Source organism: Photorhabdus sp. RW14-46 (assembly GCF_963887965.1).
Taxonomy (GTDB): Bacteria; Pseudomonadota; Gammaproteobacteria; order Enterobacterales; family Enterobacteriaceae; genus Photorhabdus; species Photorhabdus laumondii.
Genome location: NZ_CAWPHH010000005.1, coordinates 103,404 through 125,326, shown reverse-complemented (window position 1 = coordinate 125,326; position 21,923 = coordinate 103,404). Strand labels below are relative to the sequence as shown.

24 protein-coding genes are annotated in these 21,923 nt (G+C 41.6%); 6 read left to right on the top strand and 18 right to left on the bottom strand.

Annotated features, from left to right (window positions below):
- Positions 1-12: 12 nt before the first annotated feature.
- Both AACQ38_RS06355 and AACQ38_RS06350 read right to left on the bottom strand, forming a co-directional pair.
- Complete coding sequence (locus AACQ38_RS06355; protein ID WP_058588374.1) at positions 13-1,317, bottom strand: 3-phosphoshikimate 1-carboxyvinyltransferase; 1,305 nt, start codon at positions 1,315-1,317, stop codon at positions 13-15.
- A gap of 50 nt (positions 1,318-1,367) precedes the next feature.
- Positions 1,368-1,766 (bottom strand): RidA family protein, encoded by a 399-nt coding sequence (locus AACQ38_RS06350; RefSeq protein WP_011146987.1) that lies wholly within the window; start codon positions 1,764-1,766, stop codon positions 1,368-1,370.
- 572 nt (positions 1,767-2,338) lie between these two features.
- Here AACQ38_RS06350 and AACQ38_RS06345 point away from each other — a divergent pair.
- Together AACQ38_RS06345 and AACQ38_RS06340 are read left to right on the top strand one after the other, a co-directional pair.
- Positions 2,339-3,577 carry an ATP-grasp domain-containing protein gene (locus tag AACQ38_RS06345; protein WP_165577695.1) on the top strand — a complete coding sequence of 413 codons (1,239 nt, stop codon included), beginning with the start codon at positions 2,339-2,341 and terminating at the stop codon, positions 3,575-3,577.
- A 27-nt stretch (positions 3,578-3,604) separates the two neighbouring features.
- Entirely contained in the window at positions 3,605-4,438 is an 834-nt protein-coding gene (locus AACQ38_RS06340) for a DMT family transporter (protein WP_229008941.1), read from the top strand.
- A gap of 209 nt (positions 4,439-4,647) precedes the next feature.
- Here the strand turns inward: AACQ38_RS06340 and AACQ38_RS24020 are convergent, their stop codons facing one another.
- From AACQ38_RS24020 to purM, 6 genes are all read right to left on the bottom strand, one after another.
- Positions 4,648-4,770, bottom strand: coding sequence for a YfgG family protein (locus tag AACQ38_RS24020; RefSeq protein WP_165577694.1), 123 nt, complete (start codon positions 4,768-4,770; stop codon positions 4,648-4,650).
- Positions 4,771-4,772: 2 nt separating this feature from the next.
- Complete coding sequence (gene ppx, locus AACQ38_RS06335) at positions 4,773-6,305, bottom strand: exopolyphosphatase (protein ID WP_011146984.1); 1,533 nt, start codon at positions 6,303-6,305, stop codon at positions 4,773-4,775.
- 3 nt (positions 6,306-6,308) lie between these two features.
- The gene (ppk1, locus tag AACQ38_RS06330; RefSeq protein WP_011146983.1) at positions 6,309-8,378 is read right to left on the bottom strand and encodes a polyphosphate kinase 1; all 2,070 of its coding nucleotides are present in this window, start codon (positions 8,376-8,378) and stop codon (positions 6,309-6,311) included.
- Between the two features lie 63 nt (positions 8,379-8,441).
- Positions 8,442-9,011 carry a spermidine N1-acetyltransferase gene (gene speG / locus AACQ38_RS06325; RefSeq protein WP_058588425.1) on the bottom strand — a complete coding sequence of 190 codons (570 nt, stop codon included), beginning with the start codon at positions 9,009-9,011 and terminating at the stop codon, positions 8,442-8,444.
- Between the two features lie 181 nt (positions 9,012-9,192).
- Complete coding sequence (purN, locus tag AACQ38_RS06320) at positions 9,193-9,831, bottom strand: phosphoribosylglycinamide formyltransferase (protein ID WP_165577693.1); 639 nt, start codon at positions 9,829-9,831, stop codon at positions 9,193-9,195.
- Positions 9,828-10,868 (bottom strand): phosphoribosylformylglycinamidine cyclo-ligase, encoded by a 1,041-nt coding sequence (gene purM, locus AACQ38_RS06315; RefSeq protein ID WP_011146980.1) that lies wholly within the window; start codon positions 10,866-10,868, stop codon positions 9,828-9,830. Before purM ends, purN begins: the two co-directional genes overlap by 4 nt.
- A 226-nt stretch (positions 10,869-11,094) precedes the next feature.
- Between purM and upp the strand changes: the two genes are divergently transcribed.
- Both upp and uraA read left to right on the top strand, forming a co-directional pair.
- Positions 11,095-11,721: a uracil phosphoribosyltransferase gene (gene upp / locus AACQ38_RS06310; RefSeq protein ID WP_011146979.1), complete on the top strand. Its 627-nt coding sequence runs from the start codon at positions 11,095-11,097 to the stop codon at positions 11,719-11,721.
- A 67-nt stretch (positions 11,722-11,788) separates the two neighbouring features.
- Entirely contained in the window at positions 11,789-13,081 is a 1,293-nt protein-coding gene (uraA, locus tag AACQ38_RS06305; RefSeq protein WP_165577692.1) for a uracil permease, read from the top strand.
- 129 nt (positions 13,082-13,210) lie between these two features.
- On the opposite strand, the gene AACQ38_RS06300 is transcribed toward uraA, so the two are convergent.
- From AACQ38_RS06300 to AACQ38_RS06265, 8 genes are all read right to left on the bottom strand, one after another.
- Complete coding sequence (locus AACQ38_RS06300) at positions 13,211-13,459, bottom strand: AbrB/MazE/SpoVT family DNA-binding domain-containing protein (RefSeq protein WP_113025623.1); 249 nt, start codon at positions 13,457-13,459, stop codon at positions 13,211-13,213.
- Between the two features lie 2 nt (positions 13,460-13,461).
- Positions 13,462-13,629: a hypothetical protein gene (locus tag AACQ38_RS06295; RefSeq protein ID WP_207631795.1), complete on the bottom strand. Its 168-nt coding sequence runs from the start codon at positions 13,627-13,629 to the stop codon at positions 13,462-13,464.
- A gap of 174 nt (positions 13,630-13,803) precedes the next feature.
- Positions 13,804-14,151: a type II toxin-antitoxin system HicB family antitoxin gene (locus AACQ38_RS06290; protein WP_011146978.1), complete on the bottom strand. Its 348-nt coding sequence runs from the start codon at positions 14,149-14,151 to the stop codon at positions 13,804-13,806.
- Complete coding sequence (locus AACQ38_RS06285) at positions 14,148-14,396, bottom strand: type II toxin-antitoxin system HicA family toxin (protein ID WP_036777623.1); 249 nt, start codon at positions 14,394-14,396, stop codon at positions 14,148-14,150. Before AACQ38_RS06285 ends, AACQ38_RS06290 begins: the two co-directional genes overlap by 4 nt.
- A gap of 217 nt (positions 14,397-14,613) precedes the next feature.
- Positions 14,614-15,921, bottom strand: a complete 1,308-nt coding sequence (locus AACQ38_RS06280) for a 6-phospho-beta-glucosidase (RefSeq protein WP_165577690.1) — start codon at positions 15,919-15,921, stop codon at positions 14,614-14,616.
- Positions 15,918-16,295 (bottom strand): PTS lactose/cellobiose transporter subunit IIA, encoded by a 378-nt coding sequence (locus AACQ38_RS06275; protein WP_207631794.1) that lies wholly within the window; start codon positions 16,293-16,295, stop codon positions 15,918-15,920. The genes AACQ38_RS06280 and AACQ38_RS06275 overlap by 4 nt, the downstream gene beginning before the upstream one ends.
- Positions 16,296-16,313: 18 nt before the next feature.
- Positions 16,314-17,642: a PTS cellobiose transporter subunit IIC gene (locus tag AACQ38_RS06270; RefSeq protein WP_011146975.1), complete on the bottom strand. Its 1,329-nt coding sequence runs from the start codon at positions 17,640-17,642 to the stop codon at positions 16,314-16,316.
- Between the two features lie 29 nt (positions 17,643-17,671).
- Positions 17,672-17,977, bottom strand: a complete 306-nt coding sequence (locus AACQ38_RS06265) for a PTS sugar transporter subunit IIB (protein ID WP_011146974.1) — start codon at positions 17,975-17,977, stop codon at positions 17,672-17,674.
- Positions 17,978-18,257: 280 nt separating this feature from the next.
- Between AACQ38_RS06265 and AACQ38_RS06260 the strand changes: the two genes are divergently transcribed.
- Both AACQ38_RS06260 and hda read left to right on the top strand, forming a co-directional pair.
- Positions 18,258-18,863 carry a hypothetical protein gene (locus tag AACQ38_RS06260; RefSeq protein WP_165577739.1) on the top strand — a complete coding sequence of 202 codons (606 nt, stop codon included), beginning with the start codon at positions 18,258-18,260 and terminating at the stop codon, positions 18,861-18,863.
- 276 nt (positions 18,864-19,139) lie between these two features.
- Positions 19,140-19,847: a DnaA inactivator Hda gene (hda, locus tag AACQ38_RS06255; protein WP_011146972.1), complete on the top strand. Its 708-nt coding sequence runs from the start codon at positions 19,140-19,142 to the stop codon at positions 19,845-19,847.
- 154 nt (positions 19,848-20,001) lie between these two features.
- Here hda and arsC read toward each other — a convergent pair whose 3' ends face one another.
- On the bottom strand, positions 20,002-20,358 hold the full coding sequence (gene arsC, locus AACQ38_RS06250; RefSeq protein WP_165577689.1) for an arsenate reductase (glutaredoxin): 357 nt from the start codon (positions 20,356-20,358) through the stop codon (positions 20,002-20,004).
- Positions 20,359-20,367: 9 nt separating this feature from the next.
- A complete protein-coding gene (locus tag AACQ38_RS06245) occupies positions 20,368-21,831 on the bottom strand; it encodes a beta-barrel assembly-enhancing protease (protein ID WP_165577688.1) in 1,464 nt (487 codons plus the stop codon).
- Positions 21,832-21,923: the final 92 nt, after the last annotated feature.

The following is a 21,923-nucleotide window of genomic DNA, read 5'->3' as shown; positions in this document are numbered from 1 at the left end:
TTATACTGTTAGCTAACTTATTCTAGCGCCGAGAGAGTTTAAGGATTGGATAAATCCAGGAAAACCATCATCTAATTTATGTATATGATTAACTGTTGTTCGTTCTCTTGCCCCTAGTGATGCAATAATATTGGATGCGCAAATCCGATGATCATAGTAACTGAATATTTCGACGCCTCCATTTAATGGTCCGTTACTGTTGATCCTTATTTTGTTGAAAGCCCCAGTATCATTAAAAATTAAATAACTTTTTCCGCCCATCATGCGTATATTTTCGTTGATAATAAATGCGCGTTGACATTTATGATTATTTATAGCATTAAGACCGGAAAATGTGATATCTCCATTGCCATTAATCGCTGCCGCGATAATGTTAGTGGCAACGGAAGGAAGTTCATGTAAATAGATTTCATCGGTAATGGTGTTATGCTCCTCTTCCAGGCTGATATTAAGTTCATTCTTAATTGGGTTATAGTTTAAATTCATACCAAATTTTTTATATATGTCAAATAATACTCTTTCGTTAATGGTATTACCAAAATAATAATTTCTGATAGTGACTTTGCTTGGTCGATTAATACTTAATATTGACGAAGCAATATAGCTTAGTGATGTGAAATCAGAAGGGATGTTAATAGTAATATCCCTTGGTTGATATTCAGTTGAAATAAATGTGCTACCTGTTCGAGAGATTTTACTCCCCAATAATGCCATCATGGTAATTGTTATATCGACATATCCATTCTTAGTTTCACCGTTGTTGTTAATGATAATACTTTTCCCTTTCATAAATGGTGAAACAAGAAGAGAGAATGATAGGAATTGAGTACTCTTATTGAAGTTTAATGGTGATTGTGATGGATATATTCTTCTGGAAATAATGACAATATTTTCTTTTCGCTTTTCTGCAAATACATTCAGGTATGAAAAAAATGATTCATCATACAGACTTTCTCTGTTAAACAGTGAATCATTGCATTTTATATAAACTTCCTTTTCTGTTAGTGATGCTAAAGCGACACTGATTCTAAATAACATGCCAGAACCGTTAGCATTAATGATCCCATTACAATGATATATTGGATGTGCCCCTTTCAATATGATGTGGTTTTCACTTCTATCCAGAATTTGCAGACCAAATTGTTGTAAAGCAATAAGGAGATCTTCGGTTTCGGTACACCACGATATATTATTTACGGTTGTTGTTTCTTGATTCAATAGTGCTAATAGTAGCGCTCTTTGGATATGAGGCTTAGATGATGGTATGACTATTTCCCCGTTAAGAGTGGAACCGGGGAGCACGCTAATTTTATTCATGCCAAGCCTCCAGGTAGATCAATTACCATTGGTATTATTCTTTAATTTAACTATTTACTATCGATAGCAATAGTTGTAATTTCAACGTAATGTTCTGGCTTTACCATTGATTTAACGGCAATAGTCGTATTGACCGGGCGTATATCGCCAAATTTCTCATTAAAGGCTCGACAATAATCATCAAAATGTTGGAAATCTGTTAAATGTGTTACTGTGCTGACAACATCAGTCAGTTCTGCATCAAGCTCTTTTAAATATTTCTCAATTTTTTCTATGATAAATAGAGTTTGCTCGTAAGCATTTTCCCCCATAACATTTCCATCACCATCCGAAGCGACACATCCTGCAATAAAGATCTGATTACCAACTCTTTTCCCTCTTGAGTATCCCATTTTATTTTCCCACGGAGAGGGGCTAAATACTGTTTTTTTAATTTCATGAGATGGCATAAATACTCCTATAAATGAAAATATATATACCTGTTATCTTTCAAGTTGCCTCTTTGTTGGCTGCACTCACTCACCCCGGTCACATAGTTCTCTATGCTCCCGGGGATTGGTTCCCTTGCCGTCGCGATGCATCTCGAAATCCATAGGGTATAAGAAGATTTTGGAACAATAAATTAATTTAAACAGTTTATTCCGTTAACTAAAAAATATCCGTAAATCAATGTAGTATTAATAAAAGTATATAAAGCCTGATATGTCAAATAAAATTGATTATTAAAATAGAATAATTGGTTGTTTTTTTATTTTAAAAATGAATAAATATTTTTTCTTGGCGGAAAAATTATTTTTATGAAAAAATTCCTGTGATTATTTAATTGGTTATGTATTAAAGCGCTGAGTCTGGTTGTATTCTGACGGTTTTTTTATTTGAAAGTCATCTTAGTTGGAACTATACATGATGATTAGGTTGTCTTAATTTTAATGAAATTTTTTATTATTAAGTAAAGTTAGATAATTTCAGGAATGAAGAAAGCATCATAAATTAATAAATATCAACTAACGATGGGGTAGATATGAGTGTTTTTATTTTTATTGAAGCAAGACCGGTTGAATGCTCGGCAATTGATTATATTAGAGATTTGGGGTTTTCTCCCGTGTTATTGACTTCAATGGAATCAATGAATAAAGGATTATATGATGATTTAAGAAAGGAATTATTTGATAATATTTATTATGTTGATACGAGAAATAGTACCGATATTATTAATTTAATTAAAGATACCCGTATTCCTGTTGCTGCAATCCTAGGTTGCTATGATGATTTTATGATTGTGGCGTCTGAAGTAGCAGTAGAATTCGGTTTACCTCACCCGGATATAAATGGTTTGAGGAATGCATTTAGTAAGAAGAATGTCAGGGATATTCTGGCACAACATGGTTATGAGCAACCTGCTTACGCGGTTTTTTCTTATAATAATATTCCAGAAAATCCTAAGGTTCCTTTTCCGTTTGTGATTAAGCCACTTCGTGATGCGGGGGCTTATGGGGTATCACTTTGTAAATCTCAAGATGATTACCACCATGTGGTTTCAGAAATTTCATCTCATGGCACAATGTCAATGCTCGGTAAAGTCAATGAAGAGTTCTTGATAGAAGAGTTCTTGCAGGGAAATTTTTATGGGGCAGAATTAATTTATAGTCATGATGAATGGCATTTAATTGGTATCAATAGAATTTTCGTTTCTCCTGACGATGACCTGTGTATGATCGGTTTATCTCATCCTGCTGAACTGCCTGAATTTGAGTTTGCAATGGCTTGTAAGCTTGTTAAGGAGTGGCTAGCTGCTTTGGGATTACGGGGTGGTGCAATAAATGTAGAATTTATTTATACCTCTCGTGGGCCAATATTAGTTGAAATCAATTTGCGCATAGCAGGTGCCAGAGCGGCTCAACAGATATTCATGACCTCTGGGATTAATATGGTCAAATACTTGGTCGATTTTGTTTGTGGTATCGAAAGTTCTATATTACCAGCGTCGGAAATAGTTTATCCATTTGTCGCTGATGCATTTGTTTTTTATCGTGGTGAGGGGGTTGTCAATGATATCAGAATAGATGCTGATATCCCTTATTTCATCTCCGCAGGGTTTAAAAAAACGCCTTTTGCTATTTCATTAAAAAGTAAAAGTTCATCGAAAAATAAAAACTTTGGTTCTATTGTCGGTTATGTTCTGGCTTATGGTGATAGCTGTGAGGAAGCGATGGAAAATGCGACACGTATTGCTAATAGCGTTCAGTTAATAACGAATTAATGAGAGATTATCACTATGGCGATTCTGATGGGGTTGATTTCAGCATTATGTTGGGGAAGTACGGATTTTTTGGCAGGGCAAGTCGCAAGAAAAGTCGGCGTTGCTAAATCTTTATTCTATAGTCAGCTATTTGGTTTTTTTGTTTTATCGTTGTTGCTGTTTTTTTATTTTGAGATGTCGTTTGTTAATGCAAGCTTTTTTCAATTGACCCTCTGTGTTGTTGCTTCGGTTTGTAATTTAATGGCAATGGTGTTTCTGCTTAAAGCATTATCAATCGGTAAAGCTTCGATTGTCGCGCCGATTGTTTCGCTTTATGGTGCGGTTACCACGATTTTGTCACTGATAAATGGGAAACCAATGACCGTTTTGGTTTTGTTTAGTCTATTTATTTGTGTTGCTGGTGCCTGTCTAACCAGTATTCCGAAATCAAAAGATGGACAACGAGAATCATCTGGTTCAATTTTCTTTGCACTTTTGTCTTCACTGATGTTTGGGTTAGGCTTCTGGCTGCAAGGAGAATTTGCTGTTAGAGATCTGGGGGTTATCAATGCATTATGGGTTTACTATTTAACCGCTGTGGTGGTTTTATTTCTCACGCTATTAAAAAAAGGAAATTTATCATTACCGCCGATTTCAATTATTGCTCTGGTTTTTTCAATTAGTTTCTTTAGTCTGATTGGGTTTGCTTCATTAGCTTACGGTTCTGCCACGGGACATGTTGCCGTTGTTACCGTTCTGAGTTCATTGGCAAGTGGCGTCACCGCGTTATTAGGTTTTTTTATTCGTGGAGAGCGGTTGAGCCGCATTCAGTGGATGGGTATTGTGATAATTATAGCCGGTGTCATTCTTTTGAAATTATGACATTTATACCCGTCATCTTTCAAGTTGCTTCTTTGTTGGCTGCACTCACTCACCCCGGTCACATAGTTATCTATGCTCCCGGGGATTCGCTCCCTTGCCGCCGCGATGCATCTTGAAATCCATAGGGTATATAATAGCTTGTTTCCCCGAAGAATTCGGGGGAACAGTGAGGTAATGACATTGATTAATGATAATCTGCATTAAGTTGATTATTTCATTTGATGATTTTCACCTTTCTCTATTATGACCTTTTTATTTTGCTGATGATGCTCTAATGCCGCTATGGATGAGTAAATGAAACGGCCAAATAAAATCAGAAAATGGTTTGGCATCTTTATATTGATTCCTCGGCTATTTCTAATTGCCAACCCGTAACGTTATGCCAGTAACCTTGCTCTTTTTCCAGATCAAGCTGCATCAGGGTGTTTGCTGATAAATAGTTGTAAGGCAGGTAGAGCGCCCAATGACTATCATCAGTAACTAGTCTGAGTGATTCAGGGATGGTTGTGGATTGGCGTTGATTATTGAGTAAAGTTGCCAGACGTAGGATTTGAATTAATGGCAGATACTGTTTTTTCTTGAATAAATTGAATCTTGGCAAATCATCCAGTTTTATGGTTTTACGATGACAGCGAACTAAGGTTGCCAGCAGTAATTGCTGTTCCTGATTAAAGCCGGGTAAGTTGGTGTTTTGCAGAATATAGGCAGAGTGTCGCTGTAATCCGCTTAAGTTAATACTTAATCCAACTTCGTGTAACATTGCCGCCCAGTGTAAAATCGCTTCGAGTTGTGGTTGCACTAGTTTAGGGTTCTGGATTGCCCACTGTTGGTAAAGTGTTTCAGTCGTATTAAGTACACGCTTTGCCTGTTCTCGGTCGATATTATAGTGCTCAGCCAGGCTTCTTGCGGTTCTCTGGCGGATATCTTGATGACGGAAACGGCCTTCCATTTCATATAAAACGCCTTCACGTAGCGCACCATCTGAGAGTTGTAATGCTTTTATATGCAGGGTATCGAATATACCGCATAAGATAGCCAAACCAGGAATAAAAAAGTGTTTACGATCATCCGCTAGTCCGGGTAAGTCGAGGGTTTTTAATTTCTTGAATTTGAGTATTTCTTTGACCAACATCTCCAGCCGTTCAGGGGTGATTAATCCGTCCTTTTCCCCCATGGCGACCAGCACTTCATACACCGCTTTAATGGTCCCGGATGCCCCAAGCGCTGAATTCCAGCCAGTGATGCGGTACTGCCATGAGAGATTTTCCAGTTTTTGTGCAGCTTCAAGCCGCGCTCGGCGGAATTTTTCTGCGCTAATTTCGTCATCAGGAAAGAATTGGTGGGCGAAACTAATGCATCCCATTCGGCGGCTTTCTACCAATAATGGTTCAAAATTTTCACCAATGACCAGTTCAGTGGAGCCGCCGCCAATATCAATCACCAGTTTACGGTTTTTTTCTGGTTGTGTATGTTCTACCCCCATATAGATCAGACGAGCTTCTTCATGGCCGGAAATAATTTCAATCGGGTAGGGGATAACCTCTTTAGCGCGTTTAATAAATTCTTTGGCATTGCTGGCTTCACGTAAGCTGTGAGTGCCCACCAGACAAACGTTATCAGCAGGAAAGCCTTGTAACCGTTCAGCAAATAAAGCCAGACAGGCAAGACCGCGTGTTATTGCTTCTTCGCTTAATTGATTGTTGTTATCAAGACCGTCGGCCAGATGGACCCGTTGTTTTAAGCGACCTAAAATCTGAAATGCATCGTTGACAATTCGTGCGATAATCATATGAAAACTATTTGAACCTAGATCAATAGCCGCAATTTCTATTGGTCTGGGCGTCGGCTTGTCATGTGTTAGCGGCATAAATTAAGCTCTTGGTTCAGGTTGTTCGAGGGCTTTTAGATAGTCATAAATAGCCAGTTGTGCCCGGATTTTCCGCTTATTGCCCCGTAGCACATAACTATTGCTCAGCTCTTTATCGACGTAACGGGCTTTTACTGTATCGTTGAATTGTAATTCGAGAATATCCAGTACCCGTTGTTTCAATTGTGGATCAAGCAGGCAAACCGCAACTTCAATTCGGTAGTCGATATTACGGGTCATCCAATCAGCAGACGAGAGAAAGACTTTTTCGTCTCCGTCATTAGTGAATACGTAAACCCGATCATGTTCGAGGAAACGGTCAACGATACTGGTGATCTGAATATTTTCGCTAAATCCTGGCTGGCTGGGCACCAGTGAACACATACCACGTATCAGTAGGCGTATTTTTACCCCTGCTTCCGAAGCGTCGTATAGGCGGTCCACCAGCTCTTTATCAACCAGATTATTAATCTTTAACATAATACCTGCGGGCTTATTCGCGCTGGCGTTGGCGATTTCCTGTGAAATAAGCTGGTTGAGCATTGCGCGGGAATTTTGCGGCGAAACCATCAGGTTTTCAAATTTGACCGGGCGGTAGGGATTTTCAATAAAGTTGAATACCCGGCGCACTTCGTTAGTAATTTTGGGATTTGCGGTCAACAAGGAGTAGTCGGTGTAGAGGCGAGCGGTTTTTTCATTAAAATTACCGGTACCAATATGGGCATAGCGAACAATTTCTTCACCTTCCAGACGGGAAATAACAAACAGTTTTGCGTGAATTTTTAGTCCCGGTGCTGAGAAAATAACATGTACACCCGCTTCGGTGAGCCGTTTGGCCCAATGAATATTGGCTTCTTCATCAAATCGAGCCTGTAATTCAACCACGACGGTCACTTTTTTACCGTTATGGGCAGCATGGATCATGGAATCAATAATGCGGGAGTCTTTTGCTACTCGATAAATATTAATTTTGATGGAGAGTACACTCGGGTCGAAAGACGCCTGACGTAATAATTCCAATACGTGTTCAAAGGTGTGATAGGGATAATAGAGCAGCACATCTTGTTCACGAATCGCATCAAAACCATTGCGGAAATTATCAAACCAAGTGTGTCGTAATCTTGGCAAAGGTTTATTGAGTAGGTTTCTCTTCCCCTCATTGGGGAATTTAATGAAATCTTTAAAATTGTGATAGCGTCCGCCAGCAATCACCGAGTCATTGTTTGACAAGCCAAGTTTGCTACGCAGTAATTCTACCATTTCATCTGGCATTTCTCGTTGATAAACGAATCTTACGGGTTCCGCTGTCAGCCGCTGTTTCAGCGTGGATGACATGAGTTCGAGCAAGCTTGATTCCATCTCTGTTGCTAAATCATATTCAGAATCACGGGTCATTTTCATTGAATAGGCGTTCAGTGAATCATAATCGAAAAAGCCTTTGAAAATTTCATCAAGGCAATAACGCATAATATTGTCTAACAGGATCATTGATTTGCGGCGGTGTGGCATTTCGGGCGGCAAGTTAACAAAACGTGGCACCTTATCTGACGGAATTTCCAATAGTGCATATTGAATATTCTGGCTGTGGACAATTTCAACTGCCAGATAAGTGTAGTCATCTTTTAGAAATTCAACCAGGTTGGTTTCTGGATTGATCAGAATTGGTGTAATGTGTGGCCGCAGATGTTGACGAAAATATTGGCGTAACCAGATTTGTTGATTGGGGGAAATTTGTCGTTCATTGATGAGAAAAATTTGATTGCGAGCAATTTCTAATAACAGTTCATTATAGAGCACATCAAATTCTTGATCGGTTTTAGCCACTTTAGCTTGAATTTTTTTCAATACATTTCGGGCGCTGGTGGCTGATCCTCGTTCTTCATTAATTAATATTCGTCGTTTTACATCAGCAAAACGGACTTTGTAAAATTCATCCAGATTATTGGAGTAAATACCAAGGAACCGCATCCGTTCTATTAGTGGATTGCTCTTATCCGCCGCTTCTTGAAGCACACGTTCGTTGAATGATAACCAACTAAGTTCTTTATCGGTATAGAGCCTGTCTTGGGACATTGTTACTCCAGGTGTTGAGGTAAAAGTATTGAAACTTTGAATACGACGGGGCGTCGTTTATCGCTATCTTCTCGTCAGTAGTTGCTGACTCATTTTTTCATCTTCCTTGGAGGCAAAATATTGATGTTGGAAAACGCACATGCGAATGGCGGTGCGGTAACTGCCATTAATAAAGAATTCGTCTATTAATTCGCCCTCAGTATAGAAACCTAGCTTATTATAGATGTGAATGGCCTTGACATTCTCTTTATCAACAATCAGGTAGAGTTTATACAGATTAAGTACGGAAAATGCATATTCCATTGCCAGTTTTGCCGCTTTGGTTGCATGGCCTTGGCCCTGATAGGTGGGATCGATAATAATCTGAAATTCTGACCGGCGATGGATATAGTCGATTTCGACTAATTCAACCAAACCCACTTTGGCGTCAGAACTGGCGATAATAAACCGGCGCTCGCTTTGGTCGTGAATATGTTTGTCATAGAGATCGCACAGTTCAACGAAAGCTTCATAAGGTTCTTCGAACCAGTAACGCATGACGCTAGCATTGTTATCTAATTGATGGACAAAAGGGAGATCTTCCCGCTCAAGGGGACGTAACCTAACAGGTGAGGTATGAGAACCACCAGACATTTGACACCTCAGTGTTTTTAATAAAAAAGGAACATAATTAATCATAGTTCGCAGTGCCGGGTATGTTACCACAGCACTGTAATTAGCCGTTAATATACCCGTTATCTTTCAAGTTGCCTCTTTGTTGGCTGCACTCCCTTGCCGCCGCGATCCATCTTGAAATCCATAGGGTATAAATAGATTATTCTGCGGCATAGCCTTCTGGAGGGAGGATCTTTCCATCCAGATACGCTTTGCCATTAACCATACTTAGGCGCCCTTCGATAAACCAGTTGATAACTAATGGATAAATGTTGTGTTCCTGAGTCTGAACCCGTTTAACAACCTCATTCTCCTGATCCCCGGCAAAAATAGGAACTTTAGCTTGTAAGATTACCGGGCCGCCATCCAACTCTTCTGTTACAAAATGGACGGAAGTGCCGTGTTCTGTATCTCCATTTGTTATTGCTTTGCGGTGAGTATGCAGACCAGGATATTTGGGTAACAGAGAAGGATGAATGTTTAACAGGCGGCCAAGATAATGTTGCACAAAATCTGGCGTCAGAATACGCATATAACCCGCGAGGACCAGCAAATCTGGTTGATACTGATCAATCGTGTGTTTTAGCGCTTCATCATAAGTCTGACGATCTGTATAGTTTTTCGGGCTAATAACATGGGTGGGAATATCCGCCTGTTTAGCGCGTAACAGACCGTAAGCATTTGCTGTATTACTCAATACCGCGCAAACCTGCCCATTGATTCTGTTCTGCTGGCAGGCATCAATCACCGCTTGGAGATTGCTGCCGCTGCCAGAGATGAGTACAACGATATTTTTCATTGAATGACAACCTGTTGTTCACCCTCTTTCAGTGTCGCGATAGTGCCGATTTGCCAGGCTTTCTCACCGGCAGCAGTGAGTAATTCAATCGCCTGTTCAACGGCTGTTGGTGGTAAGGCAATCACCATTCCAACACCACAGTTGAATGTACGGTACATTTCATGACGGCTGACATTGCCTGTCTGTTGCAGCCAGTTAAATATGGCCGGCCATTGCCAACTGGATTCGTTAATCTGTGCTTGGGTATTTTCAGGCAGGACACGCGGAATATTTTCCCAGAAACCGCCACCGGTTAGATGAGCAATAGCGTGAATATCAACCTGTTCAATCAAGGATAAAAGGGATTTCACATAAATTTTTGTCGGGGCGAGTAGGTGATCTGCCAATGATTTACTTTCAAGCTCGGTTGCTTCTGGATCGGTGTTGCTGACGGCCAGAATTTTGCGTATCAGAGAATAGCCGTTTGAGTGAGGGCCACTGGCGGCGAGGGCAATCAAGGCATCACCCGCCTGAACTTTACTGCCATCAATGATTTCTGATTTTTCAACCACGCCAACGCAGAAACCGGCAACATCATAATCTTCACCGTGGTACATTCCCGGCATTTCTGCGGTTTCGCCGCCAACCAGAGCACAGCCGGATAATTGACAGCCTTCTGCGATACCGCTGATAACGCTGGCAGCCGTATCAACATCCAGTTTCCCGGTTGCATAGTAATCAAGGAAAAACAGGGGTTCCGCACCTTGAACAACCAGGTCATTGACGCACATTGCAACTAAGTCAATGCCGATAGTGTCATGGCGTTTGAGATCCATTGCCAGACGCAACTTGGTGCCGACACCATCAGTACCAGAAACCAGAATTGGCTCGCGGTATTTTTGTGGTAATGCACATAAAGCGCCAAACCCACCTAAACCGCCCATTACTTCTGGGCGACGGGTCTGTTTTACAACACCTTTAATACGGTTGACTAAGGCATTACCGGCGTCGATATCGACACCGGCATCTTTATAACTGAGAGAGGTTTTGTTGGTCACTCGAAGCCCCCAAGGCGGTTGCGTTTGATAAATTAAGACAGAATAGTAGCAATTCTAACAGTCTAAGCAAACGTTTGCGAGACTCTTGTTTAGGATCTCGGTTCTCGGCAATTAGGGCTATGTTTGATGAAAATCAACGGATTGGTAGTGGTGTTATGGGTAAAAGACGGTATAATCTCGCCGTTTTTTTGTCTGCTGGCGACATGACATACAGTAGGAGAGGTCCATGAAGATCGTTGAGGTGAATCACCCACTTGTTAAACATAAACTCGGTCTGATGCGAGCGCATGATATCAGCACCAAACGCTTTCGTGAACTGGCCGCAGAAATTGGAAGCCTTTTGACTTATGAAGCAACTGCTGATTTAGAAACAGAAAAAGTCACTATTGATGGCTGGTGTGGTCCGGTGGTAGTTGAGCAGATTAAAGGTAAAAAAATAACTGTCGTACCTATTTTGCGTGCGGGATTGGGGATGATGGATGGCGTATTAGAGAATGTTCCCAGTGCCCGGATTAGCGTCGTAGGGGTTTATCGTAATGAAGAAACCTTAGAACCTGTCCCTTATTTTCAGAAGTTGGCTTCCAATATTGATGAACGTATGGCGCTGTTGGTTGACCCGATGTTGGCAACCGGTGGTTCCATGATTGCAACTATCGATTTATTGAAAAAAGCAGGCTGTCAGTCGATTAAAGTGCTAGTTTTGGTGGCTGCTCCTGAAGGTATTGCCGCGTTGGAAAAAGCCCATCCTGATGTGGAACTGTATACAGCTTCTATTGATGAGAGACTCAATGAACAGGGATACATTGTGCCCGGCCTGGGGGATGCAGGCGATAAGATATTTGGTACGAAATAATAAGTTAGCCGACTGTTGAGTCGGCTTTTTTTGGTCCTGACGCGATAATATTAAGAGGATAAATAAGATGACCCGTCGCACGATTGGGGTAGATGAGCGGCCTCCTTTTTTACAGACCATTCCACTCAGCTTCCAACATCTTTTTGCTATGTTTGGTGCGACGGTATTGGTGCCGATTTTGTTTAAAATCAACCCGGCGACAGTTCTGCTATTTAATGGTATCGGTACATTGTTATATCTGGTGATTTGTAAAGGAAAGGTTCCGGCGTATTTGGGATCGAGCTTTGCTTTTATTTCTCCGGTCTTATTGTTGTTGCCTCTAGGATATGAATTAGCCTTGGGCGGTTTTATTTTATGTGGCGTACTGTTTTGTCTGGTTTCACTGATTGTTAAGGTAGCAGGGCGAAGTTGGATTAATGTGCTGTTTCCACCTGCGGCAATGGGGGCGATTGTTGCGGTTATCGGTCTGGAACTTGCCGGTGTTGCTGCAGATATGGCGGGTTTGCGTCCGGCGGAAGGTGCCGATATTGATTCAACAACATTGACTATTTCTCTGGTAACGCTGGCGGTAACCATTCTTGGTTCAGTGATGTTCCGTGGATTCCTGGCTATTATCCCGATTCTTATTGGCGTATTGGTAGGTTATGCGTTGGCGTTCCTGATGGGGGTAGTTGACCTGACGCCGGTACGTGAAGCACCGTGGTTTGCATTGCCAACTTTTTATACACCACGTTTTGAATGGTTCGCTATTATGACGATCTTGCCTGCGGCGCTGGTGGTTATCGCTGAGCATGTTGGTCATTTAGTTGTAACGGCGAATATTGTGAAGAAAGATTTGCTAAAAGAGCCGGGTTTGCACCGTTCTATGTTCGCAAATGGTTTTTCAACCGTGATTTCCGGTTTTTTTGGTTCAACGCCAAATACGACTTATGGCGAGAATATTGGTGTCATGGCAATTACCAAAGTTTACAGTACCTGGGTTATTGGCGGCGCTGCGGTATTGGCGATTCTGCTCTCCTGTGTCGGTAAATTGGCGGCGGCCATTCAGGCCGTACCGGTTCCGGTCATGGGCGGTGTTTCTCTGTTGCTTTATGGGGTGATTGGTGCATCAGGTATTCGGGTGCTGATTGATTCCAAAGTAGATTACAACAAAGCACAAAATCTTATTCTGACTTCCGTTATTCTTATCATCGGTGTCAGTGGGGCGAAAATTAATATCGGTGTTGCTGAACTTAAAGGTATGGCGCTGGCAACGATTGTTGGTATCGGTATGAGTTTGATTTTCCGCTTGGTCACGGTTTTCCGTCCCGAAGAACGGTATATTGAATCTTCTGTTGGGTCTGTTAAGCAAAATAATTAATTGAAGCAATAAATTCGATTCATTTCCCCGCTTTGAATGATTTAATCAGGGCGGGGATGGGTTGAGTAATTAATCTTATTCCGTGGAGGAGATCAGGAAAGCAAATACCACCACGTTTAGGTACGAACATCAGTAATTAAGTTCCTTGTGATTCGGAGCTGCCAGTTCATCAGCATGCGCAGTGTAAGCGGATAAGCCATTTAATAAATCAGACTCGGTCAACCGTTTCTTGACGGCTTTTTGAATAACTAATCCTTCTTCACTGATGTTAATGTTTACGATATCACCCGCTTCAAAATTAGGTATCGTTTTCAGATTTCCCGATAATCGCAGAGCAATACTGTTTCCCCATTTTTGCAAAACTGCTTGAGTGCGCATATCTATGCCTCCATAAATGCTTCTTCATGTCTAGTAAATATATACCCGTCATCTTTCAAGTTGCTTCTTTGTTGGCTGCACTCACTCACCCCGGTCACATAGTTATCTATGCTCCCGGGGATTCGCTCCCTTGCCATCGCGATGCATCTTGAAATCCATAGGGTATACATTATAACCGTATGAGTATCTACTAAGTAGATACAAAAGAAAGCCATTATCTAGGGTATCAGATTTGTTTAGTGTGGGGTCTTTTAGTATATCAAGATACCCATTTTCCAGTTTCTCTATTAGATCAAAGAATTGGTCCCGATAGCTAGACTTTTATCATTAATCCGATGGGGCTATTAAGGCCCTACATAATGTTTACTGACTTCATTTTCTAGCGCTTGATTCACGAAAGCGTTAATCGTCACATCTTCTTCAAGTGCTAGTTCTGCAATTTTTCTATGCAATTCTGGATTAACTCTAACATTAAAAATCCCTTTATATGGTATATCAGGATTCTTATTTAATTCCTTGCAGTCTTGCAAATACAAATCAACCGAGATTTTAAATTCATTTTCCAATTCTGCAATTGTTTTTGCTTCATAAGTCACTAAATCGCGGATATATTCCAATTTACCAAAAAGAGTATTGTTTTCCAGGTCAAATTCAATTGTACCTAAATAACCTTTATATTTTAAATATTTCATATCAACCCCACTTCTTTTAAAGTCTGTTTCACGGCTTTTAGTGTACCACCTTTAATGTAATTTTCAGGATGAGGGCGGTGCATTAAAATCGTGTGATTCAATGATTCATTGAAGAATCGTACCCTCGAACCTTGCTTTTCTTGTTTCTCATAGTTTAATAGGCTTAATAACACAACAAGTTCAGACCATTCAAAAGTTTTTTGGCTATTAAGAAACTTTTCTATCAGTTTCTCTGCTTTGCTCATGTACTCTTCCTTTCCCTCAATAATGTAACTAACAGTAGTTACAAATATCAAATAAGTCAAGTTTCTTGTGCATTAATGTGAAAGATAAATGCGTACGGCGCCGCAAAAAAAAGAGGTTACAAAGTCAGTTAGCGATATCTATTAGTCAGAAGTAACAGATATCGCTTTAATTTTATGTTTGTTCTGATTTCAAATTAACTGATCAGGTACCGCTTATTCATTGAAATTGTGGCAGATAATCACGGTTTATCGTTAATACGTCATCCAATAGTGGTGAAGCAATGTCTATATCGGCAACCAGCGGGTTGGTGATCAGTGCCAACAGTGCAGCATTGCGATCGCCATGAATCGCTGCTTTGATCGTTAAGCGTTCATAGGTTTTTATCTGTTGTGTTAGAGCATACATACTGTCAGGCAGGCGGCCGAACGTCAGCGGGTGGGCACCTTCTGCATTAATAATACAATTAGTTTCAATGACAGCATCGTCCGGTAAACCTCGAATAGCGCCGTGGTTTGTGGTATTGACCACCAATTGACTATTGAGATTGTTATGGATGGCGCAAATCAGATCCAGTGCAACCTCAGAATAGAATGCACCACCGCGGAAACTGAGTTGTTCTGGCTTGTGATCGAGTTCTGGATCCGCATACAGTTCAAATAGTTCCTGTTCTACTTTCATGACCTGTTCTGCTCGTGTGCCTTGCTCGAACGCAGCCTCGCGCTCCTCCTGTAACATATTGCGGGTTTGGTAGAAGTAGCGATGATAAGGGCAGGGGATGGCGCCTAGTGCCTTGAGTAGCGGCGGGGGCCAGGGTGCTTCTTGAATATTATTCATGGTTAAGATTGCACCATTGCATAGCATATCAAGTACCTGTTGAGTTTTATCCTGACCTGAAACCAGTACTTGATGTACCCAGACCATATGATTCAGCCCGGCAAAGTGTAACTGCACGTCCTGATAAGGGCGTTGTAGCATATTCGCTATCATGTGATGCATGGTAACCGGGACATTACATAGGCCGATAATTTTTGCTTTGCTATAGCGGGAAATCGCTTCGGTAACGATCCCGGCTGGATTGGTGAAGTTAATAATCCATGCGTCGGGTGCAAGTTGCTCAACTTTATGGGCAATATCTAGCAATACGGGGATGGTGCGTAATGCTTTGGCAAAGCCACCTACGCCAGTAGTTTCCTGACCGATCAAGCCATATTTTAGCCCCAGACGCTCGTCCGCAACGCGAGCCGGAAGCTGACCGACCCGTAGTTGAGTTAAAATAAAATTGGCACCGCGAATGGCGTTATCTGGTGTGAAATGGACGCTGACAATAACGTGTTCCATGCCGTAACGAGCTAACATACGGCGAGTAAGCGCGGCGATAATTTCTACTTTCTGTTTTCCACTGTCAATGTCAACTAGTGCCAGTTCAGATAGTGGAATCTCTTTTTTATGTTGAATAAGCCCTTCGACTAATTCAGGTGTGTAGCTGCTACCGCCACCAATAATGGCTATTTTGATTTGTTTCATGTTTTTTCCTCTTGTGATGACATTCGGCGATAGAGTTCAATCATATCGCTGGCAAGATCTTGAATAACCATTGCGTTCATTAAATGATCTTGCGCATGGACGGTGATGAGATTGACAGGTAATTTACCGCAGCCTTCATCTAATCCAATTAGGGTAGTCTGAATGGTGTGTGCTTCTTTGATCGCCTGTTGAGATTCAGCCATCAGTGTTTGTGCTGTTTGAAAATCACCGTTTCTGGCATGTTGTAATGCCATTAGTGCATGACTGCGTGCGCTTCCGGCATAAACCAGCAGTTCTACAATAGTTTTTTCTAAATCAATAGTTTTTTCTAAATCAATAGTTTTTTCTAAATCAATAGCTTGTTCTAAATCCATGTGTAAATCCTCCGAAAATTAGGGTTGGGATTGAGTTTCTACACCTGTGGATGCTGTGTTTTCTTGCTGTTTATTTTCTTCGTCGATCAATTGTTTTTCATAAATTTTGAAGAAGGGATACCAGATAAAGAGATCGATTATCGTGAGTATGATAACTAGCACTGCCGCCCGATAATCCCAAGCGGCGGAAATCATTGCGCCGATGGGTGCCGGCGTAGTCCAGGGCGAAATGGCGACCATTTTATGCACCAGATCAAGATGCAGGACGCTGTAGGACAATACTGCATTGACCAGTGGCACAACCAATAGTGGAATAAATAAGGTCGGATTCATCACAATCGGTGAACCAAACAGCAGTGGTTCGTTAATATTGAATATGGATGGAACCACGCTCAATTTTCCGATAGTACGCAAATGTATAGAGCGGCTGCGCAGATACAGAATCGCCAGAACCAACGTAGAACCAGAGCCGCCAATACAGATATAAAACGCCCAGTAAGGATCGGTGAGAATTTGTGTTGCAGCAGTACCGTGGGCCATTAATGTTGCATTGGTAGCAATATTTGCCATAAAAATAGGGGCCATCAAGCCAGTGACAATGTTGGCGCCATGAATACCGGCAAACCACAGTAAGTTAGCAATGAGTAGCGCCAGTATAATGGCAGGCAGAGTATCACCGACGGAAATGAGGGGTTGGAACATCTGCATTATGGCTGCGGGAATAAGTAGATTGAATTCACTCTGTAATAGCAAGCTGGCAGGATAAACGGTTAACAAGATACCTATGACTGGATATAGAAGTTCAAAAGAACGGGCAATGGCTGGTGGCACTTGTGTTGGCATTCGGATGGTGATGTTATATTTTTTTAGTAAACGTGTTAGTTCAACTGACCAGATAGCGCAAATTAATGCGGTAAATACACCTGCGCCACCGAGGAAATCGAGTGCTATTTTGTTTTCTATTTGTGGTGCTGCTGCTAGCAAAAACGCCATGAGTGATAGTAAAGCCGAAGTTAACCCGTCCAGACCGTAGGATTTAGCTAAACTGTAGGCGGTACCGACCGAAACAAAGACACTCATTAATCCCATCGTCATAAAGTAAGGCATTGTGATGGTGTCCCAGTGAGTTTTGGCAAAGGATAACCAAGCCTGGCCGAATGAGGATGTAGTCTGTAAATCGAAGGGGGGATTTGCCACAATTAACATCATGCTGCCGATGATCAAAAATGGCATGGCTGAGATAAAGCCGTCACGCATTGCTGTAATATGCCGCTGGTTACCGATTCGCCCGGCAAACGGGATAATGTGGTTTTCTAAGACACGCATAAAAGAGGTATAGAGACTCATGAGGGTACTCCGCGTGATGATGAAATTGTTTATTCCAACAGGCTTAATGCCTTATCGAGAACCTTATCACCACGAAGAGTGCCATAATCCATCATGTCAATAACGTCTATTGGTTTACCGAGTGGTTTGGCAATAGCGGAAAAATGGGCCAATTGATATCTCACCTGTGGGCCGAGTAAAATAACGTCAGCGTCGGCTATCAGGTGTTCTAATTCAACCGTGGGAACAGCCTTGATCTCAATGTCCAATGCCCGTTTTATCACTTCTGCCTGCATGCGTTGTACTAGCATGCTGGTGGACATACCGGCCGCACAACACAATAGGATTTTTTTCATTGTTCAGTCTCCAGTTTGTTATATCGTTTCTTATGGGATAAGTGGTTGATGAGAACTTTCACTGTTTATTAAGACTAGCAACTTATGTTAAATATGTTGCGATTTTGTTCGCATATTAATCAAGAATAGTTTAAGGAATAGCGATAGAGTGTGATCTTCGTTTGTATTGTACAGAGTGTGAAAATTTTAGGTTGTATAGGATGTTGCAGCGAGATTTTTCACTGATGGAATAAGGGTGAATGTTTGGATACAGTAAGTATTGGCAACTAGTGATGAAGCAATGCTAAAGTTAATCTCTGAATCAGATTTCGATATCAAACTTAACATGACAGAGAAAAATGTAGAACACACCCAAGCTTTCATTGAACGCGGGGTGCAAGACTTTTCTCTGCCTGGATTTGTTACGCCATATGGTTACCGTTTGCTGGCATCTGTTTCTGGCAATCAATATAGATTGGTGACTGATGCAGATATGCCGGAGACGGTTTACGTGGTAAAGCTCGAATTCATGGAACATATTGTTCCATCGAAGAAAACATGCACACAGATACTGGTGTGGTGTACAGTTCTTCCTCAACATGACGGGGCAGTGAGAGGTTTGCCACAAGAGTTTTTTAGGTTTTTCCTTGAAAGATACTCCATCATTGTGTCTGACAGTGAGCAAACGCTAGATGGACGTAGGTTTTGGGAACGTATGATTGCTTGGGCTATCAGTATTAATGGCTATCATGTGTATGTTTCTGATGGCACCAAAGAGGAGCGTCCACTGAGCCTGATTACCTCATGGGATGACTTCTATGTAACCTGGGCTAACTATTGCTGGGGCCATGACAAGGATTATCACTATCATCGCCTTTTTGTTATCAGTAAAGAGCGATTACATTGATCTCTGCTAAGAATGAATAAAACTCACTATCTGATAGCTTTTTCTTAAATAACATAGGACTGAAAACTTAAATTTTTCATGTTGTTACATGTAGAATATTTTATAGGCGTTTGCGGTCTGTTCTGTGCTATGACGAGATATTATGCGCTTCTGAGCCTGAAAAGGATTTAACTTATTGAATCCTAAAAATAGTTTTTTTATTATTTACCTATACAGTTCATTTACAACTATTTTCTGTGATAAACTTGTTGGCGTTTATTACCAGCTCTGTTTGAGGTGCTTCTGAACACACCATCGCAGCTTTCGTTACCTTTGTATCTTCCCGATGATGAAACTTTTGCCAGTTTCTTTCCGGGGGAAAATGCCACCCTGTTAGCTGCAATCAAATTGGCCATTAATCAGCCGCATGGCAGCTATATTTATTTCTGGTCCCGTGATAGTGGGGGCCGAAGTCATTTGTTGCATGCCGCCTGTGCTGAATTGTCCCTGAAAGATGAAGCTGTGGGTTATGTTCCGCTGGATAAACGTGCCTATTTTATCCCTGAGGTGCTTGATGGCATGGAACACTTATCACTGGTTTGTATCGATAATATTGAGAGTATTGCTGGTGATGAAGAGTGGGAAATGGCGATTTTTAATCTTTATAATCGCATTCTGGAGATTGGCCGCACTTGTTTGCTTATTAGCGGCGATCGGCCACCTCGCCAGATTAATCTTAAGTTACCTGATTTGGCTTCTCGTCTGGATTGGGGGCAAATTTATAAATTACAACCGCTTTCCGATGATGAGAAATTACAAGCCTTGCAATTGCGAGCGAAGTTACGCGGTTTTGAATTGCCGGAAGATGTAGGGCGCTTTTTACTGAAAAGATTAGACAGAGAAATGCGGACCCTGTTTATGGCATTGAATCAGTTAGATCACGCTTCGATAGTGGCCCAGCGCAAGCTGACGATTCCATTTGTGAAGGATATTTTGCACCTTTAAAGGTGATGGTGATATCACATCTATACCCGTCATCTTTTAAGTTGCCTCTTTGTTGACTGCATTCGCTCACCCCGGCCACATAGTTATCTATGCTCCCGGGGATTCGCTCCCTTGCCGCCGCGATCCATCTTGAAATCCATTGGGTATATTCTTATCAATCAAGAATTTCTTTTACTTTTTCCGGTGGGCGTCCAAGTCTGGCTTTATCACCGCAAACCACGATTGGGCGCTCAATCAGTTTAGGATTGACAATCATCGCTTTCAGTAAATCATGCTGAGTGAGTTTTTCATCAGCCAGATTCAACTCCTTGTATAGATCTTCTTTCGTTCTCATCAATTGGCGTGCATCATGAAAACCAAGCTGTTCTAGCAGAATGGATAATTGCTCTACCGTGAGAGGAGCCTCCAGATAGAGAATAATCTGTGGCTTAATTGCCCGTTCTTCAATAAGTGTCAAAGTTTCACGGCTTTTTGAGCAGCGGGGATTATGATAAATCGTCACCTGTTGCATGAGAATTCCTTAACGTTTGTATTGACTGTAACGCTGTTGTAGCTGGCGTAATTGATCGATACGAGCATCATAACGTGCTTGATCGTAACTACCTAATTTTACGAGTGCACTGGCACTGCTGAGGTATTTGATAGCATTGTCAAACTGACCGCGAAGTGCCATTTCTTCAGCTTGTGCTGATAATTCTTCATGGCGTTTACCTTGTTTGGCGGCGGCTTCGGCTATCAGGTGCCAACCGTTGGGATCATCTGGATTATTGAATGTATAGCGATGAAGTAGTTTTAAAGCCTGTTGATATTGTTTTGCGTGAATAAGTGCATTAGCGAGATTGATTTGCAATACCAAATTGTCCTTTTGTTTCTGCAAAGCGTTCTGTAACCGGGTGATAGCCTGAGCAATTCGGTTCTGTTCAATGTCGATATCAGTCATTGTGTCAATGAACCAGACATTATCCGGTTGTTTTGCTAACAGTGGTTCTAAAATAGCCCGTGCCTCAGGGTATTTTTTATCTTGAGAAAGCAAGATTGCCCGGCCATAAGCAGCGGCAAGTTGCTCTTTAGCTGTGCCTCTACGGTAGTTTTCTAAAATTTGCTCAAGATAGCCGCGTTGCTCGGTGGTGTACATGCCCATAACACGAACTCTGGCGAACAGAAAATCTTGAGATTGTGGAATGTTTTGGGCCGGGTATTGATTAGCACGGTTACGTGCATCAGCAAGGCGGCTGTCCGGTAACGGGTGAGTGAGTAACATTTCTGGTGGCTTAGAACTGTAACGGGTTTGATCTACCATGATCTGCATAAAATCTGGCATACCTTGAGGATCAAAGCCAGCTCTACGTAATGTCTGCATGCCAATACGATCAGCTTCTTGTTCATTGGATTGAGTAAAACTGATCATGCCTTGTTGTATACCGGCAATAGTGCCGCTGAGGGCTGCCATCCCTGCTTGTGGGCTCGCCATTAGCAAAAGAATAGAACCCAACGTACCCGCCCAGGCTAGCGGTGCTGTACGTTGCTGATCTTCCATCATTCGTGCCAGGTGGCGTTGAGTAACGTGGGAAATTTCGTGAGCCATTACCGAGGCAAGCTCGCTTTCATTACGACTATAACGAAAAAGTGCAGCATGGAGTACGACATTACCGCCAAAGAAAGCATAAGCGTTGATATTCGGGTTATCAATCAGATAGAAATGGAAAGGCGTTTTAACTGAGTCTGCATGAGCTACTAGCCTTTGTCCAAGGGCATTAATGTATTGTGTCAATAATGGGTCATAAATCAGCGGAGCGTTGTTACGTATCTGGCGAACGTAGAAATCGCCCATTGCCAGTTCCTGATTGATGCTCAGGATTGAACCTGCCGTGGTACCGATATCCGGCAGTGAATCTTCAATAGAGGCGCTGAGAACAGGGGAGCTTGTTAGCAATAATGTGCTGATTAATATTGCTGTCAGAGATTGATTAGACATTATTTTCATGAAACAAAAATGCTCTCATTTGACCATCGTTTTAGATAATGCGTGTATGATAAACAAGGGTACCTTAAAATTAATCAATTAGTACAATTTTT

Bases quoted from the DNA above. Each gene is read 5' to 3' on its own strand.
- AACQ38_RS06300 (WP_113025623.1), bottom strand. From the start codon at position 13,459: ATGCGCACTCAAGCAGTTTTGCAAAAATGGGGAAACAGTATTGCTCTG.
- AACQ38_RS06275 (WP_207631794.1), bottom strand. From the start codon at position 16,295: ATGGATTTAGAACAAGCTATTGATTTAGAAAAAACTATTGATTTAGAA.
- arsC (WP_165577689.1), bottom strand. From the start codon at position 20,358: ATGCAACAGGTGACGATTTATCATAATCCCCGCTGCTCAAAAAGCCGT.
- AACQ38_RS06355 (WP_058588374.1), bottom strand. From the start codon at position 1,317: ATGAATAAAATTAGCGTGCTCCCCGGTTCCACTCTTAACGGGGAAATA.
- ppx (WP_011146984.1), bottom strand. From the start codon at position 6,305: ATGCCGCTAACACATGACAAGCCGACGCCCAGACCAATAGAAATTGCG.
- AACQ38_RS06345 (WP_165577695.1), top strand. From the start codon at position 2,339: ATGAGTGTTTTTATTTTTATTGAAGCAAGACCGGTTGAATGCTCGGCA.
- purN (WP_165577693.1), bottom strand. From the start codon at position 9,831: ATGAAAAATATCGTTGTACTCATCTCTGGCAGCGGCAGCAATCTCCAA.
- AACQ38_RS24020 (WP_165577694.1), bottom strand. From the start codon at position 4,770: ATGCCAAACCATTTTCTGATTTTATTTGGCCGTTTCATTTACTCATCC.
- upp (WP_011146979.1), top strand. From the start codon at position 11,095: ATGAAGATCGTTGAGGTGAATCACCCACTTGTTAAACATAAACTCGGT.
- AACQ38_RS06270 (WP_011146975.1), bottom strand. From the start codon at position 17,642: ATGAGTCTCTATACCTCTTTTATGCGTGTCTTAGAAAACCACATTATC.
- AACQ38_RS06265 (WP_011146974.1), bottom strand. From the start codon at position 17,977: ATGAAAAAAATCCTATTGTGTTGTGCGGCCGGTATGTCCACCAGCATG.
- AACQ38_RS06350 (WP_011146987.1), bottom strand. From the start codon at position 1,766: ATGCCATCTCATGAAATTAAAAAAACAGTATTTAGCCCCTCTCCGTGG.
- AACQ38_RS06280 (WP_165577690.1), bottom strand. From the start codon at position 15,921: ATGAAACAAATCAAAATAGCCATTATTGGTGGCGGTAGCAGCTACACA.
- ppk1 (WP_011146983.1), bottom strand. From the start codon at position 8,378: ATGTCCCAAGACAGGCTCTATACCGATAAAGAACTTAGTTGGTTATCA.
- AACQ38_RS06295 (WP_207631795.1), bottom strand. From the start codon at position 13,629: ATGTATACCCTATGGATTTCAAGATGCATCGCGATGGCAAGGGAGCGA.
- AACQ38_RS06260 (WP_165577739.1), top strand. From the start codon at position 18,258: ATGCTAAAGTTAATCTCTGAATCAGATTTCGATATCAAACTTAACATG.
- AACQ38_RS06340 (WP_229008941.1), top strand. From the start codon at position 3,605: ATGGGGTTGATTTCAGCATTATGTTGGGGAAGTACGGATTTTTTGGCA.
- uraA (WP_165577692.1), top strand. From the start codon at position 11,789: ATGACCCGTCGCACGATTGGGGTAGATGAGCGGCCTCCTTTTTTACAG.
- AACQ38_RS06285 (WP_036777623.1), bottom strand. From the start codon at position 14,396: ATGAGCAAAGCAGAGAAACTGATAGAAAAGTTTCTTAATAGCCAAAAA.
- speG (WP_058588425.1), bottom strand. From the start codon at position 9,011: ATGTCTGGTGGTTCTCATACCTCACCTGTTAGGTTACGTCCCCTTGAG.
- AACQ38_RS06290 (WP_011146978.1), bottom strand. From the start codon at position 14,151: ATGAAATATTTAAAATATAAAGGTTATTTAGGTACAATTGAATTTGAC.
- AACQ38_RS06245 (WP_165577688.1), bottom strand. From the start codon at position 21,831: ATGAAAATAATGTCTAATCAATCTCTGACAGCAATATTAATCAGCACA.